17 protein-coding genes are annotated in these 20,353 nt (G+C 36.9%); 13 read left to right on the forward strand and 4 right to left on the reverse strand.

Features of this window, described 5'->3' with window-relative positions; translation table 11 throughout:
- Positions 1-40: 40 nt before the first annotated feature.
- Positions 41-1,351, reverse strand: coding sequence for a chromosomal replication initiator protein DnaA (gene dnaA / locus CYP51_RS09345; protein ID WP_054195855.1), 1,311 nt, complete (start codon positions 1,349-1,351; stop codon positions 41-43).
- 122 nt (positions 1,352-1,473) lie between these two features.
- On the opposite strand from dnaA, the gene ruvC reads away from it, so the two are divergent.
- The 4 genes from ruvC (at position 1,474) to CYP51_RS09365 (ending at position 4,418) form a co-directional block, all read left to right on the forward strand.
- The gene (gene ruvC, locus CYP51_RS09350; RefSeq protein ID WP_180371756.1) at positions 1,474-1,953 is read left to right on the forward strand and encodes a crossover junction endodeoxyribonuclease RuvC; all 480 of its coding nucleotides are present in this window, start codon (positions 1,474-1,476) and stop codon (positions 1,951-1,953) included.
- A gap of 17 nt (positions 1,954-1,970) precedes the next feature.
- Entirely contained in the window at positions 1,971-2,660 is a 690-nt protein-coding gene (locus CYP51_RS09355) for an MOSC domain-containing protein (protein ID WP_103625216.1), read from the forward strand.
- 134 nt (positions 2,661-2,794) lie between these two features.
- The gene (gene luxS, locus CYP51_RS09360) at positions 2,795-3,310 is read left to right on the forward strand and encodes an S-ribosylhomocysteine lyase (protein ID WP_103625217.1); all 516 of its coding nucleotides are present in this window, start codon (positions 2,795-2,797) and stop codon (positions 3,308-3,310) included.
- Between the two features lies 1 nt (position 3,311).
- The gene (locus CYP51_RS09365) at positions 3,312-4,418 is read left to right on the forward strand and encodes a DNA adenine methylase (RefSeq protein WP_103625218.1); all 1,107 of its coding nucleotides are present in this window, start codon (positions 3,312-3,314) and stop codon (positions 4,416-4,418) included.
- A 51-nt stretch (positions 4,419-4,469) separates the two neighbouring features.
- Here the strand turns inward: CYP51_RS09365 and thyX are convergent, their stop codons facing one another.
- The 3 genes from thyX to CYP51_RS09380 all read right to left on the reverse strand — a co-directional run bounded on the left by thyX (position 4,470) and on the right by CYP51_RS09380 (position 9,175).
- Entirely contained in the window at positions 4,470-5,099 is a 630-nt protein-coding gene (thyX, locus tag CYP51_RS09370; RefSeq protein WP_103625219.1) for an FAD-dependent thymidylate synthase, read from the reverse strand.
- A gap of 118 nt (positions 5,100-5,217) precedes the next feature.
- Complete coding sequence (flgE, locus tag CYP51_RS09375) at positions 5,218-7,686, reverse strand: flagellar hook protein FlgE (RefSeq protein ID WP_103576778.1); 2,469 nt, start codon at positions 7,684-7,686, stop codon at positions 5,218-5,220.
- A gap of 121 nt (positions 7,687-7,807) precedes the next feature.
- Complete coding sequence (locus CYP51_RS09380) at positions 7,808-9,175, reverse strand: Na+/H+ antiporter NhaC family protein (protein ID WP_103625220.1); 1,368 nt, start codon at positions 9,173-9,175, stop codon at positions 7,808-7,810.
- Between the two features lie 119 nt (positions 9,176-9,294).
- Between CYP51_RS09380 and pyrE the strand changes: the two genes are divergently transcribed.
- The 9 genes from pyrE (at position 9,295) to CYP51_RS09425 (ending at position 20,341) form a co-directional block, all read left to right on the forward strand.
- Positions 9,295-9,903, forward strand: a complete 609-nt coding sequence (gene pyrE, locus CYP51_RS09385) for an orotate phosphoribosyltransferase (RefSeq protein WP_103625221.1) — start codon at positions 9,295-9,297, stop codon at positions 9,901-9,903.
- 243 nt (positions 9,904-10,146) lie between these two features.
- The gene (locus CYP51_RS09390) at positions 10,147-10,836 is read left to right on the forward strand and encodes a response regulator transcription factor (protein WP_103625222.1); all 690 of its coding nucleotides are present in this window, start codon (positions 10,147-10,149) and stop codon (positions 10,834-10,836) included.
- Positions 10,826-12,253: a c-type heme family protein gene (locus CYP51_RS09395; RefSeq protein ID WP_103625223.1), complete on the forward strand. Its 1,428-nt coding sequence runs from the start codon at positions 10,826-10,828 to the stop codon at positions 12,251-12,253. Before CYP51_RS09390 ends, CYP51_RS09395 begins: the two co-directional genes overlap by 11 nt.
- A gap of 96 nt (positions 12,254-12,349) precedes the next feature.
- Positions 12,350-14,416 (forward strand): multiheme c-type cytochrome, encoded by a 2,067-nt coding sequence (locus CYP51_RS09400; protein ID WP_103625224.1) that lies wholly within the window; start codon positions 12,350-12,352, stop codon positions 14,414-14,416.
- A 44-nt stretch (positions 14,417-14,460) separates the two neighbouring features.
- Positions 14,461-15,219: an FKBP-type peptidyl-prolyl cis-trans isomerase gene (locus tag CYP51_RS09405; protein ID WP_103625225.1), complete on the forward strand. Its 759-nt coding sequence runs from the start codon at positions 14,461-14,463 to the stop codon at positions 15,217-15,219.
- Between the two features lie 20 nt (positions 15,220-15,239).
- Entirely contained in the window at positions 15,240-15,911 is a 672-nt protein-coding gene (locus tag CYP51_RS09410; protein ID WP_072595319.1) for a 4Fe-4S dicluster domain-containing protein, read from the forward strand.
- 1 nt (position 15,912) lies between these two features.
- Positions 15,913-16,878, forward strand: coding sequence for an NrfD/PsrC family molybdoenzyme membrane anchor subunit (gene nrfD / locus CYP51_RS09415; protein WP_103625226.1), 966 nt, complete (start codon positions 15,913-15,915; stop codon positions 16,876-16,878).
- Between the two features lie 14 nt (positions 16,879-16,892).
- On the forward strand, positions 16,893-19,508 hold the full coding sequence (gene ccsA, locus CYP51_RS09420) for a cytochrome c biogenesis protein (protein ID WP_103625227.1): 2,616 nt from the start codon (positions 16,893-16,895) through the stop codon (positions 19,506-19,508).
- 8 nt (positions 19,509-19,516) lie between these two features.
- Positions 19,517-20,341, forward strand: coding sequence for an SEL1-like repeat protein (locus tag CYP51_RS09425; protein WP_103625228.1), 825 nt, complete (start codon positions 19,517-19,519; stop codon positions 20,339-20,341).
- The last annotated feature ends 12 nt before the right edge of the window (positions 20,342-20,353 follow it).

Raw genomic sequence — 20,353 nt, forward strand, 5'->3', positions numbered from 1 at the left:
TTTTCTTTTTCACATTTATTCACAAATTTCATATTGTATTTTATCCTTTTGTCAAAATTTTGTTTTTTAATTCAGTAACTTTTAGACTAAAAATTTCATTAGTTTGTATTAGCTCATTTATCTTTTTAATATTATGACTAACGGCACTGTGATCCTTCATACCAAAATAGTTTGCGATTTGTGGCATTGAGTTTGTTGTAAGCATCTTTGCAAGATATATGATGATTCGTCTTGCTTCTACGATATTTGTAACTCTTGATTTGCTTTTTATATCACTTTGTTTGATATTTAGCTCTTTACTAACTATTTCAACGATAGTATCGAAATTTATATTTTCACGTTTTTCTTTGATCAAATCTTTTAATATACTTTTTGCAAGATCAAGTGTTATCTCTTCTTTCATAAGAGTTTTAAATACGTTTAAATTTATGATAGCTCCCTCGATCTCACGGATATTATCTCCCATATTTGTAGCTATGTAGTTTATGACCTCTTTATTTAGATCGATTTTATCAAACTCGCATTTTTTGATGATGATAGCTATCTTTGTATCAAGTTCAGGCGGCGTAATATCAGCCATAAAAGCCTTATCAAATCTTGAAATCATCCTATCCTCAAAGCCTTTTAGTGTCTTTGGAGGTCTATCTGAAGTCATAACTATTTGACCATTTTTTGCTAAAAGCTCATTATATGTGTTGAAAAATTCCTCTTGGATTTTATCAGTTTTACCAAGAAACTGCACATCGTCTATTAGTAAAACATCGCAGTTTCTATATTTTTCACGAAATTTTGGCATTGAGTGGTTATTTATGTGACTGGTAAAATCTATCATAAATTGTTCGCTAGTTACGCAAATAACGGTTTTTCCTTTATTTAGGCAGTGATTTCCGACTGACTGGAGTAAATGTGTCTTGCCAAGTCCCGTCGTACCATAGATAAAAAGTGGATTATAAAGTACACCAGGTTTTTCTGCGGCTGCTTTTGCGCTTAAAAATGCGTATTGATTTGATGCACCGCAGACAAAATTTTCAAATGTGTAGCTTGGATTTAAAATGCTACTTTGTGTTTTTATTTGCTTAACATTTATTTGATTTTGTTTTGATACCTTACTACTTTTAGTAGATGAAATTTCTATATTTGGTTTTATGCCTGTTCTAACTTCATATAGATGAGCGATTTTATCAGCATATCTTGTATTTATAAATTTAGCCATTAACTCATTTGGTGCAGTAAATACGATAATATGATCGTCTGAAGCCTTTTCGTTAAATTTTAATTGCTTGATATAACTTTGGTATTCTTCAGGTGAAATTTGTGTTGAAAGATTTTCTAAAATTTCGTCTGCTATCAAATTTTTATGCCTTAAATTTCAAGAATTTTTATAGTGATACTATCTTAATTTTAATAAAACCTTTGTTAAACTCTGACAAACTTTTTCACATCGTGAAAAAGTCGTGAAAAAGTGTTAAAAAGATAGTGATGAAAATTTTAGGAATTGACCCAGGTACGAAGAATTGTGGTTATGCAATACTTGAAAAAAATAAATTGAAAACTACTCTTCTTGAAGCAGGACTCATAAAAATAAAACCAAACACACTTCAATATCAAATTACCGAGCTTTGTGAGGGGCTTGATCTCATCTTTAAAAATCATAAATTTGACGAGGTCGCGATCGAAGATATATTTTTTGCCTACAATCCAAAAACGGTTTTAAAGCTCGCTCAGTTTCGAGGAGCGCTCAGCCTTAAAATTTTACAGCTTCATGGTGATTTTGCCGAGTATACACCACTTCAGGTGAAAAAGACGGTCACTGGCAAGGCTAAAGCTGATAAAGAGCAAGTGGCATTTATGGTGAAGAAAATTTTAGGTATAAACAAAGAGATAAAACCGCTTGATATCACCGATGCAATCGCGATCGCACTAACTCACGCAAATAATTTAAGAGTAAGCTAAATTTTGATAGGAAAAAAATGGCAATAGTAAAAGCATTATTAATCGGCGAGGTAAAAAACTACGGCTCGCAAAGTGCGACTGATAAGCTAAATTTACCTTGGAGCTCAGCTATTTTTAAAGTAGCTCAAAATGGTGAAATTTTTGCAAATGAGCTTGGCTTTGAGGGTGATAGTGTCGCTGATACAAAGCACCATGGCGGCCCTGAAAAGGCAGTTTTTGCAAATTCATTTGCAAATTACGCCGATTGGGAGAGTTTTTTAGGATTAAAAAATATGGCTTATGGAGCTATGGGTGAGAATTTATGCATTGACGGTCTTGATGAGAGTAGTGTCTGTGTAGGTGATATACATAAAATCGGTTCACTAATCCTTCAAGTATCACAGCCAAGAAAGCCTTGCTTTAAGCTCTCAAAAAGATGGGGCAATGAAAATATGGCTACCCACATCTTTGAAACTGGCCTTACTGGCTGGTACTACCGCGTAATAACACCAGGATCGTGCAAGGCAGGTGACACCATAGAGATCATCAAAAAAGATGAAGTTGGCATGAGCATTTTGGAGATAAATAGGCTCTTTTTCACACCAAATGAAAATTTAAATTTACTAGAGAAATTTAACTCTCTCACTACTCTTCCAAAAAGTTGGTATAGTGACATGGAAAGACGTATTCAAGGTATTTATAGTACAGAATATATGAGAAATTTATAATATTAAGTAAAATTTTTATTATTTTAATACTCACAAACATTCAAATATTACAAGGCTTATGTAAAAATTTGCATGAGCCTTTAAATTTTAAACATTTTTTTCGCTAGAATTACCAAAAATTTAAAGGAGAATATATGCCATTACTTGATAGTTTTTGCGTAGATCATGTGAAAATGCAAGCCCCAGGAGTAAGACTAGCAAAGAGCATGAAGACCCCAAAGGGCGATGATATCAGCGTTTTTGACTTGAGATTTTGCAAGCCAAATGAAGAAATTTTGCCAGAAAAGGGCACCCACACTTTAGAGCACCTTTTTGCTGGCTTTATGAGAAACCATTTAAACGGCAATGGCGTTGAGATCATAGATATCTCGCCGATGGGCTGTAGGACGGGCTTTTATATGAGCGTGATTGGCACACCTAGTGAAGATGCTGTTAAAAACGCGTGGTTAGCTTCTATGAAAGATATATTAGAGGTAAAAACTCAAGATCAAATTCCAGAGCTAAATAAATTTCAATGCGGCACTTACAAAATGCACTCACTTGATGAGGCACACAGTATAGCAAACAAAATTTTAGCTCAAGGTCTAGTCATCATAAACAACGACGAGATCAAACTTGATCTTGATGCCATGGGACTAAAAAAGCACTAATTTGAAACTGACTAAGTTAGAAAATCAAGCCTATCTAAAAGAGCAAATTTTAACCTATCTTGGCAACAAACGCTCGCTTTTAGACTTTATAGAACAAGGCGTAAAGTACGCAAAAGACGAGCTTAAAAAAGATAAGCTTAGCTGCTGCGACCTCTTTAGTGGAAGTGGTGTGGTGGCTAGGTTTTTAAAACAAGATAGCGAATTTTTAGTCGCAAACGACTTGGAGCTTTATAGTTTTATCACAAACTCATGCTATCTGCAAAATGCCACAAACGAGCTAATAGATGAGATAAATTTCTGGCAAAAAAAGCTTGAGAAAGAGATAGAAAACAGCCTTTCTGAGGGCTTTATAACAAGGCTTTATGCTCCACGAGATGATAAAAATATTACCGAGGGTGAGAGAGTTTTTTATACTAGAAAAAATGCCATTTTTATTGATACTACAAGAAGGCTCATAGATGAGTTAGTGCCAGCTGAAATGAAAAATTTCTTCATAGCTCCACTTCTTTATAATGCAAGTGTACATGCAAATACAAGTGGAATTTTTAAAGGTTTTCATAAAAATAAAGAGGGTATCGGTCAGTTTGGAGGACAGGGGCAAAATGCCATATCAAGGATCACTTCTGATATAAGTTTGACTAAGCCAATCTTTTCAAATTTTAACGTGCCATTTGAAGTCTATCAAAAGGATGCAAATTTGCTCGCAAAAGAGCTTAACAGCCTTGATCTAGTCTATCTTGATCCGCCATACAACCAGCATCCATACGGCTCAAACTACTTCATGCTAAATCTCATCGCAAGCAACACTGAGCCAAGTAAAATTTCAAAAGTTTCAGGCATTGCAAAGAACTGGAATAGATCGGTTTTTAATAAAAAATCATCAGCAAGCGAGGTATTTTTCGAGCTGATAGCAAATTTAAAGGCGAAATTTGTTCTGATTTCATTTAACTCAGAAGGCTTTATCAACCAAGATGAGTTTGATAAAAATTTAAACAAAATGGGCAAGGTTCATCTTCTTCGTAAAAAATACAACGCCTACCGTGGTAGCAGAAATTTAAAAGCTAGAAATATCCACGTAGACGAGCTACTTTACATTTTACAAAAGTAAATTTACTGACATTTCATCACTTCTAAATCACAAATTACGCTAACGTAAATGTTAGTTTGACTCATCTTCTGGCAAACATCTCTCAAATATAAATTTATGCTCATCAGGTAAAGCAGCGAAAATAGCATTTGCTAAATTTCTGATCTCCCAAAGGGCTGATTTTGAGCTGCGAAGTGAGATGAAATTTTGCAAGCTTCTAGCGTTTATACTCCATGTAAGCTCGGTTTTGTAGCACTCTGGCAAGCAGTATTTTACGATATCTAGGCTCTTTGTCGTTGTAGCTAAAATTTCACGTAAATTTTCAAGCGCTCTAATGCTTGCGTTATCTACTAGCTCGTCATTTGTCAGCACTATAAATTTAGCCGCTCTTTCAAACTGACCTGCTTCAAATTTCTCCTCTTTTTTTAGCTCTTTTAACGTGTAGCGGGTTGATTTGACGCTTAGGCTCGCTATGCGGTGGCGAGCTAGCTCTTGAAGTAGCGCACGCGAAATACCTTGGATGTAGAAGTTATAGTATAGGTGCTCTAAGGTCGAGGCATGTTTAAATTTATTGCCTACTCTATCTATTAGCTCAACATCTTTTTCGCCACCGTTGTCGCCTTTTTCAAAGCTTTGCCAGCATGTGCGGATCGCGTGAGAGCAAATATTTAGTGGAGTGTGATTTAGAAGTGTTACTTGCATTTTGTCTCTTTTGTAAAATTTTTTAACATTTTACAAAAATAAGGCTGATTTTATTTGTAAATTTAAAGCATAAATTTCAAAGGGAGGCAAACGCTCCCTTTTGTAAAAGTCTTAGTTATTATTGTTTTAATTGAAGAAGTGTATTTAGCATCTCATCGCTTGTTGTGATAGTTTTTGAGTTTGCTTGGAAACCTCTTTGGATTACGATAAGATCTGTTAGCGCACGGCTTAGATCGACGTTACTAGCTTCAAGTTTTGAAGCTGCGATCGTTCCTTTATCGCCTGTACCAGCTGCACCGATAACTGCTTCACCTGAGTTTGCGGTTTGCGAAAAGACATTTCCGCCCTCGCTTTGAAGACCTTCGTTATTTGTAAAGGTAGCAAGTGCTACTTTGGCTAAGCCAAAGCTTTGGCCATTTGAAAATGAGCCTATTATCGTTCCAGTCTCATCTATTTTTATGCCGTTTAATGTGCCGCCTGTGTAGCCATCTTGCGAGATTGACTCAGTTGATGAGTCTTTATCAAAGCTTGTTAAGCCGTTAAAGTCAGTTCCAAGACCAAAATTTAAGCTAATGTTTTGACCACTTTGTGAGCCGTTGTTAGCTGAAAATGTTATCGTTGCTGGATGAAAACTTGCAAGTGAGCCATTTGCGTTAAATCTAGCTGTTCCAGTTATAACGTTATCTGGGCCTTCACCTGTGTAGTTTATCTTAGCTGGCTCTGGTACTTGTATAACCATACTCCACTCAGTTCCACCATCTGTTGTAGTGCCTGTCTTTGTCCATTTGATACTAACTGTGTGTTTTGAGCCAAGTGAGTCAAAAATTTCTGCCGTTGAGCCGTGGCTTGACATCATCATCTTTCCACTTGCTCTTAGAGCTTGGCCCGGGCTTAGTGCGCCATCAAGTGCTTTCATAATAGTTGTAAGTCTAACATTTTCATTTATAGCTGAATTATTTGTACCTTGAGCTGGCTTTGTAAGAGCAGTTGTTGTCATATAAAGGGCTTGATCAGCTATTTCGTTTGTTGGGTTTTCTAGTTGAAACTGGCCTAATTTATTTACAGTAACCTTTACACCATCGTTTGTATCATCACCTGCAAGTGCTTGAAGTGCCGCTACACCAGCTGCATGACCAGCAGCTTGCTTTTGATCCACCGTACCAGTTGTATTATTATAAGCAGTGGTATAAGCAGTGGTATAAGCTGTTCGATATGCAGTGTTAGTTATGGCTGCCCCGCCAGTCCCAGGCGCTATTCTATGTGCTGCGGTTGCTAGTTTTGCAGCGTCAAGTGCATCTGAGTTTGCGTTTATTTGGCCATCTCCGTTGTAGTCAACGTGGTTTCTAGCATCTTCTTGCATAGCAGCGCGAAGATCTTCTGTTGTTGTTACTTGTCTTGCGATTTTATCGTTATTTGGGTGAACAGCTGTTGTTTGTGAGCTTGTATAGACATATTGATAAGCTGTGATGATATCTTTATCAGCTAAACCAGTAACAGTATTTCCACCATTTAATTTTAGATGGATATTTTTTGTCTCTTCAGTAGTGCCTGAGTTGTTTCTATTTATAAGTGTTAGTTTATTGCCTTCTGAAATTTCAGCTCTAACGCCAGTTTTATTATACTGAGCATTGATCGCAGCTGCAACATCACTGATACTTGATATTGCATTATCTTGAGATTTGATGTTTGTGCCATTTATTGTGATATTAAGTGTTGCTTTTGGATTTATCTGTCCGATACTTTGTGGTAATCCACTTCCTACTGTAAATTTTTCAGTTTTAGCATTTGCATAGCTTACCCAGATACCTTGTCCATCTCTTAAAGCAAGGCCATTTCCAAGCTCATCAAATGTAACACCAAGATCGACACCACGCTCTGTTAAGCTTTGTTCTTTTCTTGAGTTCGTATAAAACTCATCGTTATTTGTATCATTCTCGTTATGGACTTCGTTTGCATTTAAAATTCCGTCATTGTTATAGTCACGTCCGCCAGCAACCGAGTCTAGTGAATAAATAGGAGTGCTTCTTTGGTCGATGGTGTTGCCTGAGTCAAGGTTGCCTTTTATCTTTACTTCTGTTGTCGCTCTTGCTGGAGTAGTAAGACCCTCTTTGATCACAATATTTTTTATCGGTCCAGTTGAGTCGATAGTGCCAGTCTCTTCATCTCTTGTCCAGCCTTGAACGATATAACCACTATTGTTTACAAAATTTCCAGCTTTATCACGGACAAAGTCACCATTTCTTGTATAGTATCTTGTTGTTCCGCCATCTGGAGATACGACGAAGAAACCATTTCCTTGAAGTGCAAGGTCTGTTTGCTTATCAGTAGATGTTAGTGTGCCTTGTGAGAAAATTCTTGTAGTTGAGTTTATAGTCGTTCCTAGACCTATTTGCATAGCATTTTGACCGCCTAGCTGACCTTGTGGAGCAGTAGCTACTCTTGGAGTTTGGCTTAGTATATCAGCAAAATTTGCACGGTTGTATTTATAACCATAAGTATTAACGTTTGCGATATTGTTGCCTTCTACGTCCATGGCTATCTGGTGGGCTTGTAGGCCTGAAACACCAGACCAAAGTGATCTCATCATTGACTTATCCTTTTTGCATTTTAAATTTTTATATTTTTCAAAAGCAAAAGATGTTCCAAAAATTTATATTGATAAAAAGTAGAGGAAATAAAAAGAAATTTGGCGTTAATTACGCCAAATTTTATCCAAGTATCATAGCTCCAACTATACCACCGATGATAAGTGGGATATTGAAAAATACAAATGTAGGTACACAAGTATCATATATGTGGTTGTGCTCACCATCAGCATTTAGACCGCTTGTTGGCCCAAGTGTGCTATCGCTTGCAGGACTTCCAGCATCTCCTAGAGCCGCAGCTATACCAACTAACAAGATGATGGCTGGTACGCCAAAACCAAGGCTAACGCATAGTGGCACATAGATAGAAGCTAAAATAGGTATCGTACCAAAGCTAGTGCCTATGCCCATCGTGACTAAAAGACCGATAAGAAGCATCAAAAATGCCCCGCCTATCTTACCGCCAGATACCAAGCTAGCGTATTTTACAAGCTCGTCTATGCCACCGCTCTCTCTTAAGATAGTGCCATAACCTGCAGCAACTAGCATGATAAAAGCGATAAATCCCATCATAGCAAGGCCATTATCCATGATCTTATCTACTTTTTTATACTCTATACCGCCAAAAACGACCATAACCAAAAGTCCAAGTAGTGCGCCAAGAGGTAGCAGCTCAGTATAAATTTGTACACCAAAAGCTACAACTGCACCAGCTAAAACCGCCCACTCTTTTTTAGTCATCTCAAGGTTTTTTGCGCGCTCGATCTCATCAAGCTCTTCTTTTTCAAATTTTGAAGTTTTATAAGCTCTTTTTTTACCGTAAAAAAGTATGGCAAGGATAAGTCCGATAAGCATAGAAGCGCCGCCTATCCACATAACAGAAGAGATATCAGAAATAGATGTGGTTATGCCGTTATTTGCTAGCTCTTTTTTTAAGATATTGTGAAAAAGCAGACCAAAGCCAACGCTAAGGCTTACATAAGGTGCTTGAAGACCAAATGTCAAAGCACAAGCCACTGCACGTCTATCTATTCCCATTTTGTTCATAATAGCAAGAAGTGGCGGGATCAAAATAGGTATAAAAGCTATGTGAACTGGGATTAAATTTTGAGATAAGCACGCTATAAATGCGATAGTTAGTATAAAAATCACTTTATTTGAGCTAAGGAATTTACTCAAAGCATTTATCAAGATAGCAGTTAAATTTGTATTTGCGATGGCGGCTGCTAAAGCACCAAGCAAAATATAACTAAGCGATGTTTCAAGATTGCCTTGCATACCGCTTATAAGGCTTTGTGTAGTCTCTTTTAGGGCCGTAAAGAGGCTATCTATCCCACCTGCAATGCCACTTTCAAATCCACTAAATCCATGCTTATACATTACTCCCGCAACAAGAGCAGAGATAAGGATAGAAAGCAAAATGTTAAAACGCAATAGACAAAGTATCGTCATTACCAAAATGCTAAAAACAACAGGGTTAAATATAAGCATGAGCGTCCTTTTTGTGAGTGTTGAGAGATTATACAAATGTGTGGCTTATTAAATTTTAAAAAGAGTGGCTTAAGTGGGCTTGTGTTAAGATTTTGAGTAAATTTTAAAAGGAAAAAACGATGGATTTAGAGAAAATTTATAAAGAGGCTGGGGCATATTTAGAGGGACATTTTTTGCTAAGCAGCGGCAATCACTCACAGTTTTATCTGCAAAGCGCGAAGGTGCTTGAAGATCCAGCTTTGGCTGGAAAGCTAGCTGACGAGCTTGCCCGTGTGATAGAGAAATTTGGCATTAGATTTGATAGCGTTTGCTCGCCTGCACTTGGAGGAATTTTAGCTGGCTATGAGCTAGCTCGCGCGGCAAAGAAGCGTTTTATCTTTACAGAGCGAGTTGATAGAGTAATGAGCTTAAGGCGCGGCTTTGAAGTGAAAAAGGGCGAGAAATTTATAGTTTGTGAAGATATCATCACGACTGGCGGCTCGGCACTTGAAGCAGCGCACGTGATAGAGAGCCTTGGTGGTGAGGTAGTTGGCTTTGCAGCACTTGCAAACCGTGGCTTTTGTAAGGTTACAAATTTAGACAATGAAGCTAAGCCAAATGCAAAACTACCAAGCGATAAGCCATTTTTTGCTTTAGGAAATTTTGAGTTTGAAATTTATGAGCCTGAGCATTGCCCACTTTGTAAAAATGGAAGCAAAGCGATCAAACCTGGAAGCAGAGGCAACTAAAATTTATACTATAAATATAGCTATCTTTCTTTTTTAAATTGATCGATAGCTAAAATTTTTAGAAAAATCCAAAAATAGTTCTCATAGAAGATTTTAATCAAGACTTCAAATCACTTCAACAAAAATTTATAGTTTAATTTTTAAAAGTAATCTGTCTTTTATATTAGTATGAATTATTTTTTAGATAATCTTATTTTTTAAGCTACCAAGTGATAATATCTGCTCAAAAAGCGAGATGAAGCTATGCAAGAATATGATATTTTAGACGTTTTATCAAATAAAAAGGTCCTTTGCCTTGAAGATGAAGAGGCGATTTTAAAAAATATTTGTGCTTCTTTGGAACTATTTTTTGCCGAGGTAAATGGTGTAACAGATGGCTATGATGCACTTGAGCTAGCGATGAGCGATGCTTATGATATTTTGGTGCTTGATATAAGCGTGCCAAATATCGATGGCCTAGAGATCGCTAAAAAAGTAAGAACTATAAATCAAAAAATTCCTATCGTGATCTTATCAAGCCACGTCGAACAAGAGTATTTGTGGAGAGCAGTTGAGCTAAAGATCACAAGATATCTTGCAAAGCCATATGATAAAAAGTCATTTATAAAAGCCCTAGAAGACGTTGCTTTAGAGCTTGTTGGGCGCAAACCTACTCTTAGGCTAAATGATGAATTAGAATACGATTTTGGTAAAAAAGTACTTTACATAAATGGTGAAATTTCTCATCTAAGCAAGAGTGAAAGTAGGCTTTTAGAGTATTTTTTAAACAACAAAAATCAAACTATAACTTATGAACAAATTTTTGATTATATTTGGGAGTATGAGCAGCCAAGTAAAGAGGCGATAAAGACGATCGTAAAAGAGCTTAGAAGGAAGCTTGGCAAAGATGTGATTAAAAATTTATATGGTGTAGGTTATCTTTGTGAAATATAAATTTCAGCTAATCGTAAGTGTTTTTATCTTTGTTTATCTCTTAATATCCGCACTTGTTTTAAATTTTTATAATAATCTTGCAATGAAAGATGCCAAAAAAGAGGCGTATTATGTGCTTGAGAGTATAAATTCTGTAAGAGAGTACATCGCAGGCGTTCAGCGTCCGCTAATAGAGCAGCTAAAGCATGATGGTATTATAAAAGAGGATTTTTTTGACGAGAGATTACTCTCATCTTCATATATAAGCCGTGAAATTTATAATATCCAAAAGAAAAAATACAATCTTGACTTTGACTACAAACTAGTTGCCATGGCACCTTTAAATAAAGCTCATGAGCCAAATGAATTTGAAGCGCAGGTGTTAAGAGGCTTTAAAGAGAATAAATTTAGTGAGTTTTCAAAGATTATAAAAGATGAAAACGGCTCACAATTTTTTGTAGGACTTCCTATAAAAAGTCAAAATACATCTTGTCTAGCCTGTCACAATAGCGAAAGTGCTCCAAAACAGATGTTGGATCGTTATGAAATTTCAAATGGAAAAATTTCTGAAGCAAGTGAGATGATGGCAATGCTATCTTTTAAAATCCCACTACGTGCCATTTTTTCTTACCATTTAAAAGAGGTTGTCATCATAATGAGCGCGATAGCCTTTGTATTTGGGATATTTTTGCTACTTGTTTATAAGATGCATAGGCGCGGAGAAGAGAGCAAAAGACAGACTGAACAGCTAATGATACATCAAAGCCGCCTAGCCTCAATGGGCGAGATGATAGGCAATATCTCACATCAGTGGAAGCAGCCTTTAGCTCAAATCAGCTCAGCTTTAATAAATTTAGAACTCTATCAGGAGCGAAAAAAGCTTGATGAAGCAAAAATTTATGAGTTTATAGAAGAGACTAGCAAGCAGATAAATTTTATGTCTGAAACGGTTGATGATTTTAAAAACTTTTTTAAGCCAAATACTTTAAAAAGGGAGTTTAGCGTAGAGGAAGTGATAAATCAGACTATAAAAATTCTAAATGCCTCACTTAAGAAATATCAAATAGAAATAGAGATCGATATAAGAGAAAATTTTACAATCTTTGCAAATTTTAATGAAATAATCCAAATTTTAATAAATATTATAAATAACGCAAAAGATGCATTTAAACAAAGCTATGTAAAGCCAAGAGTAATAAAAATTTATACTTTCATAAAAGATAATCGTAAAAATTTATGCGTGCAAAATAATGCAGGAGCGATAAAGGCTTCGTTTTTAAAGGTCATCTTTGAGCCACACTTTAGTACAAAAGAGTCTGGCAGTGGGCTTGGTCTATATATGAGCCGGCTAATCGCTAGCAAAAATAACGCTCTAATCTTTGCTAGAAATGTAGATGAAAATAGTATTACATTTACAATTAGTTTCAAAAATTTATAATTTATTAAAATTCCCCCTTTTCTGCCCTTTTTTGGTGTTAGTATTATCAGTATGAAATCATTTTGATTTTAGGATAAAAAATTTAAAGGAGGGCACATGAGAAATCTACAAAAAGCCTTAGCTGGTTTGCTCATGGGTGTTAGCATCTTCGCTTCACAAGCCTGTTGCGAAGAGCATAATATGCAGATGTCCGATAAAGCACGTGATGTTATCGCAAATCCTAAAGGCACACTGCAAAGTAGAGGTGTTATCTCCTTGCAAGACTACGTTGTAGAAGAGCAAGAGATGTATAACTGGTTATTTAAAAACCACCCTATTTTTACAAAGTATGGTGGTAAAACCGTCGGTAAAATGGTCGTTCACGACCGTGGCTTAGAGTGGCTTGCTGAGGGACATGGCTTTGATATGTCAAAGCTTAGTAAAAGAGATGGCGGTAAGGGCTATAGCTCTATGATGTATAGAATTCCAGCCACTTCATCGCTTCAGTTTCCTAACAAATTTGTAGGACCAGAAAAGTGCGGTGAGTGTCACCCAGCTCAGTATGAAGTGTGGAGCAGATCTCGCCACGCAACTACTATGCGTTTCCCTGGTGAGCACCCAGAGGTTAATAACAACCTAACTGAACCAGTATTTGACAAAGATACGGCTTCTATCCTTCCAAAAGGTATCACTCCAGATGTTATCTACGCAACTGTTGGTCACTTAAGAACCAAAATGGGCTACGTTGATGCGTGGCTACTTCGTGGTACTTACTACGTTGAGGGCGGTTTGCTAAGAGATGGTACAGGTCAGATCGTAGCTGGTGGTAACCAATGGCAAAGAACATGGGCGTTAAATTTAGACGACGCAACTGTTAAAAAGATAAAAGAGCTTGTTCCAGAATTTCCTGGCACTCTTGAAGAGTATGGCGATAATGGCGGATATGTCAGAGGTCTAGCTTCATACGCCGCAAAACATAAAAAATCAATGTTTTTCCAAGCGAACTCATCATATTGTGAAGTTTGTCACCCAGTTAAATTCGACTTTAAATCAAAAGCAGAATTTTACGCAGCACTTGGTAATGCCAAAGAGCTTCAAAAACACACTATCTCAAAAGGTGTAAGCTGTGAGGAGTGCCACGGAGCTGGCGGTCACCTTGATGGAGCTACAAATTTTAGAACATCAAACTGCGAACGCTGCCACCAAAGATTTAACTTTAGTCCAGATCTAGCTCGTGCTAATCCTCTTAATAACGGCAAGCTTGATCTTTCTTTAAGCTCTAAATTTAAATCAATGGGACCAGGATGTGGTTCTGAAGGTTCACAATCATACTTTACAGCTCACTATGATAAAGGTATGAGATGTGTTACTTGCCACGATCCACACGATAACACAGGTCCAGTTGTAGGCGATAAGAGCGTAACTGGTATGAACTATAACTCAGAACAAGGCTATCTAAGCTCATTCTATACTAAACCAAAAATTAGAAAAGAGTGTAAAGATTGCCACGAGACTCAAGCATATATCGCATCTAAAGCAGATACTCACAAAGACAACACTTGTGCATCTTGCCACATGCCATTTATGATGAGTTGTGAGAATTTCTATGCTGTTCAGTTCCAAGACAACGCTGGCTTTGATACTCAAAGAAGATCTCACATCTGGAAGATTATGGTTGATCCAAAAGAGAAATCTCTAGTACCAGGCGATGCTGCTAAAGGTCCAAGAGATGCTAAAGATTGGCACTTTGAGAGAGATAAAAATGGCCATAACTACGTTGACTTGATGTGGGCGTGCGCTAGAACATCTTGGGCTGATAAAGATATGAAAGATACCAAAGGCTGCCATAGCCCAGTATTATCTGAGCTAAAACCAACACTTCACTTCAAAAACCAAAAACAAGTTTATGATGAAGTTATGGGATGGCAAACTCCAGTTAAGAATGAATTCTCTGAAGTTAAGATTGGTATTGAAGGACTTTACTCACTACTTGAGACTAAAAAACTTGATGCAAGTGATAAAGTAAGAGTTTATGAGCTTATCCAAAATGCTCAAGAGATCATCGATATGATTGAAAAAGATGGTTCGTGGGGTATGCACGGATTTAAATTTACTAAACAAAAACTCGATGCATCAAAAGAGTATATAAAAGAAGCTCAAAGAATTTTGAATAAAAATTTATAGCATTTAGGGGCTAGTTTTAGCCCCTTTAATCTTAAGGGTCCGATATGAAAAATAAGGTTTTAAAATTTACGCTACTTCTTAGCTTAAGTGCTTCTGGTTTGCTTGCAAATGTAGATTCAAATGAGTCTTATGCTATGGGAGCAACAAGTGGTGGATATGTTTTAAAAGGGTTACTTGAACAAAAACAAATAGGCATTAGCTACGATGCTGAAGCCGTTATCAAAGGTTTTAGTGATGCACTAAAAGGAGAGCTAAAACTAAGCGATGATGAGATAGCAAAACTACTAAACAAAAGAGCTGAAAATTTAGACAAGATAGTAAAAGAAAAAGAAGCCGCCGTACTTAAAGAGAATTTAAAGCAAGGCAAGGCTTTTATGGATAAAAATGCAAAAAATAAAAATGTAAAAACGACAAAATCAAAATTGCAATATGAAATTTTAAAATCAAGCAAAAAAGGAGCGACTCCAAAACAAGAGAGTATCATCATAGCAAACTATAAAGCTAGCTTTATCGATGGTAAGGTCTTTGATGAGACAAAAGAGGCTCCAGCTCATCTTTCTATGCTAAATTTGATCCCAGGTCTTGAAGAGGGCTTAATGCTCATGAAAGAGGGCGATAAGTTTAAATTTGTTATCCCGCCAGAACTTGCGTATGGCGATAGCGGCATGGAGGGCATACCTGGAGGCGAGACTATCGTTTTTGAGATAGAGCTTGTTAAGGTCTTAAAGCCAGGTGAGTTAGCCGAGGCTGCAAAGAAAATTCACGAAAAAGAACTAAATGAGGGCATCAAAAAGCCTCATTAAGATAAAAAATGGAGTTAAAAATGCAAAATCAAAAAAATAGAAGAGCCTTTTTAAAAAGCATGGTAGTTGTGGCTGCTGGTGCTGGTGCGGCAAGTAGTGGTTTTGCTTTTAAGAGTGAAGAAAGTGTAAAAAAACCACACTTTGGTATGATATTTGACCAAAATAAATGTGTTGGCTGTACGGACTGTGAGATAGCTTGCAGAAAGGTAAATTTAGTCCCAAAAGGACAGATGAGACTTTTTATAGAAGATAAGACTAATCCTAAAAATTTACTCGATAAAAGATTTGTAAGAGTATCTTGTCAGCAGTGCGTCGATGCGCCTTGTGTAGCTGTTTGTCCAACCAAGGCTTGTCATAAAGACGAAAAAACTGGCATACAAACTACAAATATAGATGATTGTATCGCCTGTAAATACTGCATCGTAGCCTGTCCATATGATGTGAGATATATCGATAAGGTTACACACTCAGCTCAAAGCTGTAACTTTTGCGTAGATACAAATTTAAAGGACGAAAAAGAGCCAGCTTGCGTAGAAGCTTGTAGATATGAGGCGATCGTCTTTGGTGATCTTAACGATGAAGATTCGCACATCAGTAAGCTACTAGCCGTAAAAGATAGCATAAGGCTAAGAGCAGAGCTTGGCACAAAACCAAGCCTTAGATATATTCCTAAAGTAAAAATGGGGGTGTAAGATGGATGGTGCATTAAATTTTACTGCAACATTTTCGCATGGAGTAGAGTGGGGCTGGCCGATCGCTGTTTATCTTTTGCTAGCTGGTATGAGTGGTGGAGCGCTAATCGCTGCTATACTTTTAAAACACTATAAAAAGCAAGAGAACTTTAGCCCATTTTTCAAGGCTGCTTCGCTTTTAGCATTTGTTAGCATCATGCTTGGTATGGTTTGCTTGATAGCTGATCTTGAAAAGCCACTCTTGTTTTGGAAAATTTTGATTAATTATAATTTCACATCAGTTATGTCTATCGGTGTTGCTGGACTTTGTGTATTTATACCGCTTAGCTTTTTGATGTGCCTTTATGCATTTAATGATGAGATTTCAAATTTCTTAGCTAAAAGTTTAAAATCCTTTAGCGCTCTTTTTGCACTAATAATGAAAATTTTAATACCGCTTTATCCATTTTTAAGTCGTATTTGTCTCATTTTTGCTGTAATAATTTGTGCTTATACTGGATTTTTGATCTCAGTTTTGATTAGATTTCCACTCTTAAACACAGCTGTGCTTCCAGCTTTATTTATAGCTTCAGGACTAAGTGCTGGTATAAGTGGCAGTAGCTTGGTCGCAGCAGCTTTATTTAAAGAAGATCCACATTCAAGTGACCTTCATTCGCTTCATAGCGTAGAATTTAGCGTTTTGGGAGCTGAAATTTTACTCATTTTAATGCTTTTTGTATCGCTTTTACTTGGTTCAAGTTATCAGCAAAATGCAGCTGTTGCTTTTTATAGTGGCGTTTGGGCAAATTTCTTTTGGCTTGGTGTTGTGCTAGTTGACTTTATTGTGCCTTTTGTTTTAAATTTTGCATTTGGCAAAAAAGTAGCTAGCCTAAAATTTAGCTTTTATATCAGTTCATTAGCGGCTGTTATTGGTGTTTTACTGCTTAGGGTGTTTATACTTTATGCGGGACAAACTTATAGCATTTAAAGTAGAGGCGAGCGATGAGAATTTTAAATATCTACCGCTTGTCTTTGATATTATTATTTATTCTTGCTTTTGGTGCAGGGCTTGCGACCTTTTTAGAAAATTTTTATGACACACAAACGGCTAGAGTGCTTGTTTATGAAGCGCTTTGGTACGAGTGTGTTATGTTTGCTTGCGCCATTTGTTTAGCCATTAGTATCATAAAAACCAAGATGTATAAAAAATTTGGCGCATTTTTGATACATCTTGCTTTTATCGTTATCTTCATCGGAGCTGCGCTTACAAGGTATTTTGGCGAAGAGGGCGTTATGTATCTTAGAGCTCTGCAAAGCTCAAATGTAATGCAAAGCGTCAAGGCTTATCTTAGAGTCGAAATGCTTGGAGAAAATTTTAGTTATCCATTAAAATTAAGCTTATTTGGTAAAAACGACTTTGAGTTTAAAAAATTTATAGACGGCAAGGAATTTATAATTAACTTGCTTGGATATAAAAAAGATGAGAAAAACGCTCCTGCTACGCTTAGTTTAGAGATAAGTTTTAACGGCGAAAAAAAGAGCGTTAAGCTAAAAGGCGGAGCCGGATATGAGCTGGAGCCTAGTGTGCTAATTTTTGGTGGGCAAGAGGTGAAATTTTACTTTAGCTCAAAGGCTTTAAATTTACCATTTTCATTAAAGCTTGACGAGTTTATTTTAGAGCGATATGCGGGGCTAAATAGTCCATCATCTTATACAAGCAAAGTAAGTATCGCTGGCGGCAAGTACGACATCTCGCTAAACAATCCACTGACAATTGATGGCTATAAAATTTTTCAGTCTTCATACGATCCTGATGAGCTTGGAAGCGCTTTTGAGATCAGCCGTGATCCTGGCAAAATCCCAACTTACATAGGATATTTTTTACTTTGTCTTGGCTTTGTGGCAAATTTATTTAGTAAAAAGAGCCGTTTTTTTAGGCTGCTAAATTTTATAAAAGGTTCGCAAATCGCATTGTTGGCAATTTTGCTTTTAAATGCTACTCCAAATTTTGCTAATGAAAATAATAAAAATTTAGACACTCATGCAAGCAAATTTGCCAAAATTTTGACTCAGGCTGATAGCAGAATCGCTCCAGCTGGCTCTTACTCAAGAGCTGTGATAAGTAAAATTTCAACCAAAACCACGCTATTTGGGCTTAGTAGCGAGGAGCTAATGCTCTCTTTTGCCATCTCGCCAAAAGAGTGGATGGATAAAAGAGTAGTAAAGATCACAAGTGAGCGTGTGGGCGAGCTTTTGGGAGTTAATGAAAAATTTGCTAGTTTTAACGATGTCTTTAACGAAAATGGCGAGTATAAGCTGGCTAAATTTGTAGAAGTTTCAAATGAAAAATCCGCCTCTAAAAGAGATAAATTTGACAACGACGTCATTAAATTTGACGAGAGATTAAATGTCTTATATCTTGCACTAAAGGGAGAAATTTTAAAATTTATACCAGCTAAAAATGGCGATAAATTAACGTGGTTAGGCGTAAATGAAGCCTTTGGCTCAAGCGAAATTTCAAACGAGTTTAAAAGCGTTTTAGGCACTTATATAGAAAATTTAAGCCTTTGTGTAAAAAGTGGCGAGTGTGCTGGAGCTGATAGGAGTTTGGAGAAAATTTCAAACTATCAAAGAAGCACTCTAGGCTCTCTTGCACCAAGCGAGGCAAAGGTGGAGCTTGAAGTGCTTTATAACCAAATGGAAATTTTTAAATTTCTTATATATTTTTACATGATTCTTGGATTAGTTTCGCTCGCTCTTGGCTTTTATAGGCTATTTTCTGGAAAGAAATTTAGATTTGAAAGCGCATTAAGCCTTGCATTTTATTTTGGCTTTGCGGTGCATTTGTTAAATTTAGCTCTTCGTGCTTATATCTCAGGGCATGCACCTTGGAGTGATGCCTATGAGAGCTTAGTGTATATCTCGCTTGCAAGTGTATTAGCTGGAGTTTTATTTTTTAAACATCAAAGCTTTGCTCTTGGAGCCGCTTCACTTTTTGCAAGTGTGAGCTTGCTGGTCGCTCATCTAAATTTTATAAATCCACAAATAACAAATCTAGTCCCAGTTTTAAAGTCATTTTGGCTTAGTGTGCACGTAAGTGTCATTACGGCAAGCTATGGCTTTTTAGGTTTTAGCTTTGTGCTCGGGCTTCTTGGGCTTCTTTTAATGGCTATAAAAAATCAAAAAAACGAGCAAAAGCTTAGTGAGCAGATAAGATACCTCGCCGCAACTAATGAGCTAAGCCTCATCATAGGACTTAGTTTGCTAACTATTGGAAATTTCCTTGGTGGCGTCTGGGCGAATGAGAGCTGGGGTAGATACTGGGGCTGGGATAGCAAAGAGAGCTGGTCGTACATTACGATAATTATTTATGCCATTGCGCTCCATTTAAGATTTATCCCAAGATTAAAAAATATTTTTACCTTTTTGGTAGCTAGTGTGCTCTCTTTTGGTTCAGTTATTTTTACCTATTTTGGTGTAAATTTTTATCTAAGCGGACTTCACTCATACGCAAATGGCGATGGATTTAGCGTTTCAAATTTGCTTTATTTGCTTTTAATGCTCTTGGCTTTGTTAATCGCCTTTGCTTATAGAGGTAAGGATATAAAAGAGATTTAGGAGATATGATGAAAAAGAGTTTGGTTTTATTGTTTGCTTGTTTGGGATTATTAAATGCTGGCTATATCAAAGAGGCTTTAAGTGCAAAAGACGATCACAATAAGCTAGCACAAATTTATGAAGATGCTTGCGACAAAGAGAAAAAGGCATCAGGCTGCTATAACCTAGCTGTACTTTACAGCAGAGGTGATGGCAACGTCAAAAAAGACGAAGCAAAGGCAGCGATGCTTTATGAAAAGGCTTGCGATCAAAATTTCTCTATGGCTTGCAGTAATCTTGGCTACGTCTATGAAAAAGGCAAAGGCGTAGAGAAAGACCTCGAAAAAGCAGTTAAATTTTACGAAAAGGCTTGTAAGGATAACGAGGGTTGCACAGAGCTTGGCTTGCTTTATGCAAATGGCACCGGCATGACAAGGGATATTAAAAAGGCAAAAGAGCTTTACGAAAAGGCTTGCAAGGCGGGCGATGGCATAGGATGTAGCAACCTTGGCTATCTATACGCGCAAGGTGAAGGTGTAGAGAAAGACTATGCAAAAGCCAAAGCAAACTACGAAATGGCTTGTGCAAACGAAGCTGGCATAGGATGTGATAATCTTGGATTTTTATATGTTTATGGGCAAGGGGTTGATCAAAACCTCACAAAAGCCACAAAACTTTATGAGCAAGCGTGTATATATGGATATGAAAAGGGCTGCAATAATTACGCTATCATGCTAGCTGAAGGTAAAGGCGTAAAAGAAGACGTGGAGAAAGCACGTGAAATTTTTACTAGAAGCTGCAAAAATGGCTTAAAAGAAGCGTGCGAGAATTTAGAAATTTTAGGAAAGCATTGATGCTTGATAAAG

The organism is Campylobacter concisus (assembly GCF_002912895.1).
Classification (GTDB): Bacteria; Campylobacterota; Campylobacteria; order Campylobacterales; family Campylobacteraceae; genus Campylobacter_A; species Campylobacter_A concisus_G.

Excerpts from the sequence above, each read along its gene's own strand:
- CYP51_RS09410 (WP_072595319.1), top strand. The coding sequence starts at position 15,240 with ATGCAAAATCAAAAAAATAGAAGAGCCTTTTTAAAAAGCATGGTAGTT.
- flgE (WP_103576778.1), bottom strand. The coding sequence starts at position 7,686 with ATGATGAGATCACTTTGGTCTGGTGTTTCAGGCCTACAAGCCCACCAG.
- pyrE (WP_103625221.1), top strand. The coding sequence starts at position 9,295 with ATGGATTTAGAGAAAATTTATAAAGAGGCTGGGGCATATTTAGAGGGA.
- CYP51_RS09425 (WP_103625228.1), top strand. The coding sequence starts at position 19,517 with ATGAAAAAGAGTTTGGTTTTATTGTTTGCTTGTTTGGGATTATTAAAT.
- CYP51_RS09380 (WP_103625220.1), bottom strand. The coding sequence starts at position 9,175 with ATGCTTATATTTAACCCTGTTGTTTTTAGCATTTTGGTAATGACGATA.
- CYP51_RS09355 (WP_103625216.1), top strand. The coding sequence starts at position 1,971 with ATGGCAATAGTAAAAGCATTATTAATCGGCGAGGTAAAAAACTACGGC.
- thyX (WP_103625219.1), bottom strand. The coding sequence starts at position 5,099 with ATGCAAGTAACACTTCTAAATCACACTCCACTAAATATTTGCTCTCAC.
- ccsA (WP_103625227.1), top strand. The coding sequence starts at position 16,893 with ATGAGAATTTTAAATATCTACCGCTTGTCTTTGATATTATTATTTATT.
- CYP51_RS09405 (WP_103625225.1), top strand. The coding sequence starts at position 14,461 with ATGAAAAATAAGGTTTTAAAATTTACGCTACTTCTTAGCTTAAGTGCT.
- nrfD (WP_103625226.1), top strand. The coding sequence starts at position 15,913 with ATGGATGGTGCATTAAATTTTACTGCAACATTTTCGCATGGAGTAGAG.
- CYP51_RS09390 (WP_103625222.1), top strand. The coding sequence starts at position 10,147 with ATGCAAGAATATGATATTTTAGACGTTTTATCAAATAAAAAGGTCCTT.
- luxS (WP_103625217.1), top strand. The coding sequence starts at position 2,795 with ATGCCATTACTTGATAGTTTTTGCGTAGATCATGTGAAAATGCAAGCC.
- CYP51_RS09400 (WP_103625224.1), top strand. The coding sequence starts at position 12,350 with ATGAGAAATCTACAAAAAGCCTTAGCTGGTTTGCTCATGGGTGTTAGC.